General features: G+C 72.0%; 6 protein-coding genes and 1 pseudogene. 1 reads left to right on the forward strand and 6 read right to left on the reverse strand.

Translation table 11 applies throughout. The features are described 5' to 3' along the window. Positions 1-1,172, forward strand: a pseudogene (locus NBZ85_RS23795) (recombinase RecQ); the annotation flags it as partial. Positions 1,173-1,211: 39 nt separating this feature from the next. Here the strand turns inward: NBZ85_RS23795 and NBZ85_RS23800 are convergent. From NBZ85_RS23800 to NBZ85_RS23825, 6 genes are all read right to left on the reverse strand, one after another. Next, complete coding sequence (locus NBZ85_RS23800) at positions 1,212-1,973, reverse strand: succinate dehydrogenase iron-sulfur subunit (protein ID WP_261559259.1); 762 nt, start codon at positions 1,971-1,973, stop codon at positions 1,212-1,214. Next, entirely contained in the window at positions 1,973-3,727 is a 1,755-nt protein-coding gene (gene sdhA / locus NBZ85_RS23805; RefSeq protein ID WP_261559260.1) for a succinate dehydrogenase flavoprotein subunit, read from the reverse strand. Before sdhA ends, NBZ85_RS23800 begins: the two co-directional genes overlap by 1 nt. A gap of 37 nt (positions 3,728-3,764) precedes the next feature. After that, the gene (locus tag NBZ85_RS23810) at positions 3,765-4,226 is read right to left on the reverse strand and encodes a succinate dehydrogenase hydrophobic membrane anchor subunit (protein ID WP_261559261.1); all 462 of its coding nucleotides are present in this window, start codon (positions 4,224-4,226) and stop codon (positions 3,765-3,767) included. Then, on the reverse strand, positions 4,226-4,621 hold the full coding sequence (sdhC, locus tag NBZ85_RS23815; protein ID WP_009740429.1) for a succinate dehydrogenase, cytochrome b556 subunit: 396 nt from the start codon (positions 4,619-4,621) through the stop codon (positions 4,226-4,228). Before sdhC ends, NBZ85_RS23810 begins: the two co-directional genes overlap by 1 nt. Positions 4,622-4,824: 203 nt before the next feature. After that, positions 4,825-6,846, reverse strand: a complete 2,022-nt coding sequence (locus NBZ85_RS23820) for a serine/threonine-protein kinase (RefSeq protein WP_261559262.1) — start codon at positions 6,844-6,846, stop codon at positions 4,825-4,827. 93 nt (positions 6,847-6,939) lie between these two features. Next, the coding region (locus NBZ85_RS23825) for a serine/threonine kinase C-terminal domain-containing protein (RefSeq protein WP_498041258.1) at positions 6,940-8,076 on the reverse strand (1,137 nt) is incomplete at its 5' end.

An 8,076-nucleotide genomic window follows, 5' to 3' on the forward strand; every position in this document is an offset into this window, starting at 1 on the left:
GGCGGGCTGTCGAGACCGCGGAGGTCGTCCTTCTGCCGGCTGCGGAGGATCGCGACATCTGGCGTTACTTCGCCGACACCTCCTTTCCGCCCGAGCGCGTGGTCCGCGCGGTTCTCGGCGTGCTCGCCGGCGCCGCCCGGCCGATGTCCACCCAGGCCCTGCTGGCAGCCGTCGACCTCGGCCCCAGCCGGCTGGACCAGATGCTGAAGGTCCTCGACACCGACGGCGCGGTCCGCCGGGTCAAGGGCGGCTGGACGGCGACCGGAGCGGACTGGTCCTACGACGAGCCGCGCTACCGGCGGGTCGCCGCCGCGCGGGCCGCCGAGCAGCAGGCGATGCTCGACTACATCGCCACTCCCGGTTGCCGGATGGAGTTCCTGCGCCGCCAGCTCGACGATCCCCAGGCCGCCCCCTGCGGGCGGTGCGACCGGTGCACCGGTCGTGCGTGGCCATCCGCCGTCTCGACGTCCGCCAGCACCCGGGCCCGCGAGGAGCTGATGCGCCCGGGGGTCGCCATCGAGCCGCGCCGGATGTGGCCGACGGGCATGAACCGGCTGGGCATCAGCCTGTCCGGCCGCATCCCGCCAGCGGCCGGCGCCGAGCCCGGACGGGTGGTGGCGCGGCTCGGTGACATCGGCTGGGGCAACCGCCTGCGGCCGATGTTCGCCGCAGGACTCGCGCCCGGCTCCGATCCGGGCCCTGTCGATGGGCCCGGCCCCGGCCGCGACGCCGGGGGCGAGAGCGTGGTGGACGGCCCGCTGCCCACGGATCTGGTGGAGGCGGTCGTGGGCACGCTCGCCCACTGGAACTGGGAACGCCGCCCGGCCGCGGTCGTCACGATCGCCTCGCGCAGTCGGCCCCTGCTGGTGTCCAGCCTCGCCGGCCACATCGCGGCCATCGGCCGGCTGCCGCTGCTGGGCCAGCTTGACCGGGTCGGCGGCGGTCCGCACGCCGGACAGGTCCACAACAGCGCCCACCGGCTTGCCGGCCTGTGGGAGGCGTTCGCCGTCCCGCCGGGCCTGCACCGCGCCCTCGGCGCGGTCGACGGTCCGATCCTGCTCGTCGACGACCGGGTCGTCACCGGCTGGACGATGACGGTGGCCGCCCGCCTGCTTCGCAAGGCCGGCGCGCCCGCGGTGCTGCCGTTCGCGCTCGCTGTCGACACCACCTGACCAAGTAAAGGAATTCCTGAGTGCGCCGGTCTCGGTGGATCAGAGGCGGCGGAACAGCAGGGCGCGCTTGACCTCCTGGATCGCCTTGGTGACCTGGATACCACGCGGACAGGCATTGGTGCAGTTGAACGTGGTCCGGCAGCGCCAGACACCCTCGCGCTCGTTGAGGATCTCCAGCCGCTCGTCGGCGCCGGCGTCGCGGCTGTCGAAGATGAAGCGGTGGGCGGCGACGATTGCCTGCGGCCCGAAGTACTCCCCGTCGTTCCAGAACACCGGGCACGAGGTCGTGCAGGCCGCGCACATGATGCACTTGGTGGTGTCGTCGAAGCGGGCCCGGTCCTCGGCGGACTGCAGCCGCTCCCGGGTCGGTTCGTGATCGTCCGTGATGAGGTAGGGCTTCACCGCCCGGAACGCGTCGAAGAACGGCTCCATGTCGACGATGAGGTCCTTCTCGACCGGCAGGCCCTTGATCGGCTCGATGGTGATCTCGGGCCCGAGGTCCTTCACGAGCACCTTGCAGGCGAGCCGGTTGACGCCGTTCACCCGCATCGCGTCCGACCCGCACACACCGTGGGCGCAGGAACGGCGCAGTGCCAGCGAGCCGTCGACGTTCCACTTCACCCACATGATCGCGTCGAGCAGGCGATCGCTGGGATCGAACGGCACCTGGTAGCTCTCCCAGCGCGCCTCCGCGGCGAACTCCGGGTCGAAGCGGCGGATCTTGAGCGTGACGGTCACGGGCGCCGGTCCGGTCGCGGCCGGACCCGGGGCCGCGGCGGGCCGGGAGTCGACGACGGTCATCAGTACTTGCGCTCCATCGGCTCGTAGCGGGTGACGACGACCGGCTTGTAGTCCAGCCGAATGTCCGCCTCGGGCGAAGCGGCCGTCAGCGGTCCCGACCGGTAGGCCATCGTGTGACGCATGAAGTTGACGTCGTCCCGGTTCGGGTAGTCCTCTCGCGAGTGGCCGCCGCGGGACTCGTTGCGGGCCAGCGCCCCCACCACGAGGACCTCGGCGAGGTCGAGCAGGAAGCCGAGCTCGACCGCCTCCAGCAGCTCGGTGTTGTAGCGGCGCCCCCGGTCGGACACGCCGACCTGCTGGTAGCGGGCCTTCAACGCGGCGATGTCGCTGAGCGCCTGCTTGAGCGTCGCCTCGGTGCGGTACACCGAGGCGTTGACGTCCATCGACTCCTGCAGCTCGGCGCGGATCGCGGCCGCGTTCTGCGTGCCGGCACCCCCACGCAACCGGCCCAGCATGTCGTCGACGAACGACGCCGGATTCGCCGGCAGGTCGACGTGGCCCGCGGTGGCGTTCGCGTACTCGGCGGCGGCGATGCCGGCCCGCCGGCCGAACACGTTGATGTCGAGCAGCGAGTTCGTCCCCAGGCGGTTCGCGCCGTGCACGGACACGCACGCCACCTCGCCGGCGGCGTACAGGCCGGGGACGACGGTGTCGTTGTCCGCGAGGACCTGCGCGTCGATGTTCGTCGGGATGCCGCCCATGGCGTAGTGCGCCGTCGGCTGGATCGGGATCGGGTCGTCGTACGGCTCGATGCCGAGGTAGGTGCGGGCGAACTCGGTGATGTCCGGCAGCTTCGCGTCGAGCTGCTCGGGCGGCAGATGGGTGAGGTCGAGATACACGTGGTCGGCGTCGGGGCCGCAGCCGCGGCCGGCGCGGATCTCGGTGTAGATGGCCCGGGCCACCATGTCGCGGGGGGCGAGGTCCTTGATGGTCGGCGCGTAGCGCTCCATGAACCGCTCGCCGTCACGGTTGCGTAGGATCCCGCCCTCGCCGCGGGCGCCCTCGGTGAGCAGAATGCCCATCTTCCAGATGCCCGTCGGGTGGAACTGGAAGAACTCCATGTCCTCCAGCGGAATGCCGCGGCGAAATGCCAGACCCATACCGTCGCCGGTAAGCGTGTGCGCATTCGACGTGACCTTGAACACCTTGCCGAACCCACCGGTGGCGAAGACGACCGACTTGGCCTGGAAGACATGGATCTCGCCGGTCTTCAGTTCATAGGCGACCACTCCGGCCGCCGCACCCTCATGCAGCAGCAGGTCGAGGACGTAGAACTCGTTGTAGAACTCGATGTCGTGCCGGACGCACTGCTGGTACAGCGTCTGCAGGATCATGTGGCCGGTGCGGTCCGCCGCGTAGCAGGACCGGCGCACCGGCGCCTTGCCGTGGTCGCGGGTGTGGCCGCCGAAGCGGCGCTGGTCGATCCGGCCTTCCGGGGTGCGGTTGAAGGGCAGCCCCATCTTCTCCAGGTCGAGGACGGCGTCGATGGCCTCCTTCGCCATGATCTCGGCGGCGTCCTGGTCGACCAGATAGTCGCCGCCCTTGATCGTGTCGAAGGTGTGCCACTCCCAGTTGTCCTCCTCGACGTTGGCCAACGCGGCGCACATGCCGCCCTGGGCCGCGCCGGTGTGCGACCGGGTCGGGTAGAGCTTGGTGAGAACGGCCGTCCGGCAGCGCTGTCCCGCCTCGAGGGCGGCGCGCATGCCGGCGCCGCCCGCGCCGACGATGACCGTGTCGTACCTGTGGATCTGCACGCCTACCTCCTCACAGGTCCGGGGTCACAGGTCGGGGTCACAGGTCGGGGTCGAAGGTGAAGATGACCAGCGTGCCGAGGGTGACGACCAGGAACGCCGAGGTGTAAAGCAGCATCTTCAGCCAGAACCGGGTCTGTGCCCGTTCGGCATAGTCGTTGATCACGGTGCGCAGACCGTTGGTGCCGTGCAGCTCGGCGAGCAGCAGCATGACCAGGTCCCACAGGCGCCAGAAGGGCGATGCCCAGCGGCCCGCGACGAAACCGAAGTTCACCCGCTGCACGCCGCCGTCGAGAATGTTCATGATGAACAGGTGGCCGAGCACCAGGAAGAACAGCAGCAGGCCGCTGATCCGCATGAACACCCAGGCGTAGAGCTCGAAGTTGCTGCGTACCTTCGCCGCGCCCGGCTTGGTCCGCCGTTGCGGCGAGCGCGGTGCGACGAGCTCCGGTGCGACGAGCTCCGGTGCGCCCCGACCTGATGGCGCCGCCGCCGTCGCCATCAGGTCGCGCTCCCGAACAGCGTCTCGGCGGTGTGCAGCAGCATCCGGTAGGCCGCGGGGACGAGCAGCACCACAAACAGCACAAGTTCGATGTACAGCATCTGCTTCTGATACTTGGGCCCGGACTCCCAGAAGTCGATCAGGATGATCCGGATGCCGTTGAGCGCGTGGAACAGCACGGCGGCCACCAGGCCGACCTCGAGCAGGTTCACGATCGGGCTCTTGTAGACCTCGATCACCTCGTTGTACGACGAGGGCGAGACTCGGACGAGAGCCGTGTCGAGTACGTGCGCGAACAGGAAGAAGAAGACCAGGACGCCCGTGATCCGGTGGGCGACCCAGGACCACATTCCCTCTCGCCCGCGGTACAGCGTGCCCGCTGGTGCCTTCGGCAATGAAAGCTCCTCCGGATCGGCCAGCCGCTCGGCCAGAAAAGATCATTTCAGCTACGCTGGCGGCGCCGTGAAGCCCCGGTGCATCACCGGGAGGACCCCGCGTGCCTTCGGCCGATGCTAGTGCCGGGCCTGGTCAGCGGCGGGTCCGGGTCCGTCGCCAGCGGGTGAACTATGCCACAGCGGGCCGGCCGCCAACGCCACCGTCATTGCGCGGCGGCCGCGGCGGCCGATTGGCCGGCTGTCGGCGTCGGCGCCGGGACGGTGGGCGGCGGCGTTTTGACGGGCGGTGTCGCCGCGGGAGTCGTCGGTGCCGGTTTGGTCGGCGGCGGCGTCGTCGGCAGTGGCTGCGTCGGTACCGACGACGGCGTCTCCGGCACGGTCGTCTCCGGCACGCTCGTTGGGGCCTCGGTCACCGAGGGCGCCGTCGACCGCGGGCGGCGGCTGCTACTGCTGCCGCTGCGGTTCGGTGTCTGGGGGGTCACCACCGTCGGGGCGGCGGAGGGCGCCGTCGTCGGCGGCGGAGTGGTCGTCGCGGTGGAGGGCGGAGCGGTCGTCTTCGGCCCCGTCACGTCGGTCGGCCCGGTCGGCGAGCCGCCCCCGGACAGGCCGACGGCCAGGGCGATCGCCGCGCCGGCCAGGACGGTGGCCGCGCCGGCCGCGATCGCGATGGTTCGCCGCCGACGCCCCGCGGGATCACCGGGCTCCCGGCCAGGGCCTGCGTGCGCGCCTTGGTGCGTCGCCTCGGAGCGTCGGCGGGCCTCGTCGAGTGGGACGAGCCCGGCGGCGTGATCGTCGTCGAACAGCCCGAGGCTTGCCGTCGACGCCACGACGGGGACGATGCCGATGCGGGTCTCGTCGTCCGCCCCGCCCTGCGCCGGCCCCGTCGCCTGGGCCGGCGGACCGATCCTGGTGTGGGCATCGTGATCGACCTGGGGTCGGGTGAGGTGCGGTGCGGCAGGCCGGGACGGTTCGTACCGGGCCGGCCGGGGGCCCCCGCCGGTGGCGGGTGAGATGGCGGTCTCGTCCAGCGCTCCCAGCACCGGATCCGCGGTGATCTCGGCGTCGCCGGACTCGGCTGGCCCGCCGGACTGGGTGGGTCCGCCGACGAGCGGGGCCGGGACACCAGCGGTGCGTGGGCCGGTGCCGCCGGCCTGGCCGGGCGCCGCGGCGCCCGTGGATGACCCGTTCCATGCCGAGGGCCCGGTCCGGCGGGCGGGACGAACCGCGGCCGGCCCGCCGCCGGTGATCGGGGCCGAAGGCGCCGGGGCCGCCGGCTCGTCAAGGTTCTCCAGACCGACGTCGGCGGCGCTCGCATCCTCGTCGTCCTCGGACCGGGGACGCGCGTGCATGACCGACGCCGGCACCGGGTTGGCGTTGCGGGCGACGGGAATCAGCCGGCGACGGATCTCCGTGACGTCAGGGCGTTCCTCCGCCGGGCGATCCATCAGGTCGCTGAGCAGGTTACGCAGGGGCCCCGCCAGTCGGAAGGCGCGGCGGCGGCCCTCGACCACGGCGGTCAGCACCGCGTAGGTCTCCGGGCCCTCGAACGGGGGCTGGCCCTCGACCGCCGAGTACAGCGTCGCGCCCAGGCCCCACAGGTCGCTCGCCGGGCTGCCCGAGGAGCCTCGGACCCGCTCGGGGGCGATGTAGGCGGGGGAGCCGACGAGCGCGCCGGTCCCCGTCAGGGTCACATCACCCTCGGTTGCGGCGATGCCGAAGTCGGTGAGCCGGACCCGGCCATCCCGGCCGAGCAGGACGTTGCCGGGTTTGACGTCGCGGTGCAGCACGCCGGCGGAATGCGCCGCGGCGAGCGCGTCGGTCAGCGCCAGCCCGATCGCCGCGACCTGGTCGAACGGCAGTGGGCCGTGGGTACGGATCACGTCGCCGAGGCTGTCCGCGTCGACGAGCTCCATGATGATCCAGTGCCGCTGGTGCTCCTCGACCACGTCGTACACGGAGACGATGGCCGGGCTGTGCAGCCGGGCCAGCGCGCGGGCCTCCCGCAGCACCCGCGCCCGGATCGCGTCGCGTTCGTTCTGCGCCCCGGCCATCGGGACGAGGATCTCCTTGATGGCCACCGGTCGTTGGAGTAGCTCATCCTCACCACGCCAGACGACGCCGGCTCCACCACGCCCGATAGGCGTGTCGAGGCGGTAGCGCTGAGCTACGTAACGAGGCGTGCTGTGCCGTGAGGTGTCCGGGGGCACGCTTGCCGATTTGGCCATCGTGTCAAGTCTGACAGACAGACGGATCCGCGCGCTCGACGGCCGGCAGGTTTGCGACCGCCGCGAGAGTCGGAAACCCGACGAAAGCTGCCATCACGGACCGGGCCGGAAGGCGCCGAAGAGTTGGTGCATCAATGCTTGATCCTGCAACCACAGATCCTCCCGGGTATGCCAGTAGAGGGCATATCCGTGGCCGTTGCGAACCGCGCCCCGGTTGAGCACATGCACCATGACCCCGTCCGACCTGCGGTACCCGAACTCCCAGTCGGCCTGCTCGGTGCCATCCCCGCCGTCGCTGGGAGCCAGCCGCACGCGCCGATAGTCCTGCACACTCCGGACAAAACCGGCCTCGTTGCGTTGCCAGTCGCCGATCGCGGAGGTGTTTGCCCGACTGACGCTACCGACCCGCAGGAACGCCTTGGTAGCCGGGTCCACGAAATCGACGTTGCCGGGGCCGCCGGGCCCCTGCCGGCGCTGCCAGGTCGACGGATAGGCCACCGACCAGCCGGCATCGGGATCCACGTAGGGGACCCAGCCCGGAGGTGCGGTGACCGGAGTGGTGTCCCGGGCCACCGGATCGGCGGCCCCGACCGGCGCGTCGGCGGGGCGGATGGGCGCGTCGCTCGCCGCGGTCCCCCGGGCCCTACCGCGCCCGGCGGCGACGTCGGCGGGCCCCGAGCCCCCCCCGCCGCTGATCAGGACCAGGACCACGATGATGGCCGCCGCGGCCAGCACGGCGAGTGCGGACACCATGACGAGGCGGCGTCGGTGCGGGTTGGGGCCGCCGGCGGGCGGCCCGTCTCCCGCCGGGCCGCCCGCCGCCCGTCCGGCCGGCGTCCCGGTGGGAGACGGCGTCCCGGTGGGAGACGACGGCGTGGTGGGAGACGACGGCGTCGAAGGTGAGGCCGATCCGCCCCGTGCCGAGACGGCGCCGGATGTCCCCGCTGGTCCGATCGGAGCTGCGGGCTGGGCGCCCGTGGCCGGGGGCATCTGGGCGACGGGCCGGGCTGACGCTGCGCAGGCCGCTGCTTTCGCCGCCGGGATGGCGGGTTCGGTGGTGGTCTCGGCGCGCGGTCGGCTCCACAGCTGGCCGAACCGGCCGCGCCGCGCCGCCCCGACAGGTGCGGTCGGTGCCGAAGCCGGGCGCCCTGCGCCGCCGTTCCCGGTGGCCGGGTCGGCGGCGGCCGCGTTGTCGGACGCCGTTGAGGCCGCCTGGCCGAGGTCGGGGGT

Origin of the sequence: Frankia tisae (genome assembly GCF_025403405.1) — a bacterium.
Lineage (GTDB): Bacteria > Actinomycetota > Actinomycetes > Frankiales > Frankiaceae > Frankia > Frankia tisai.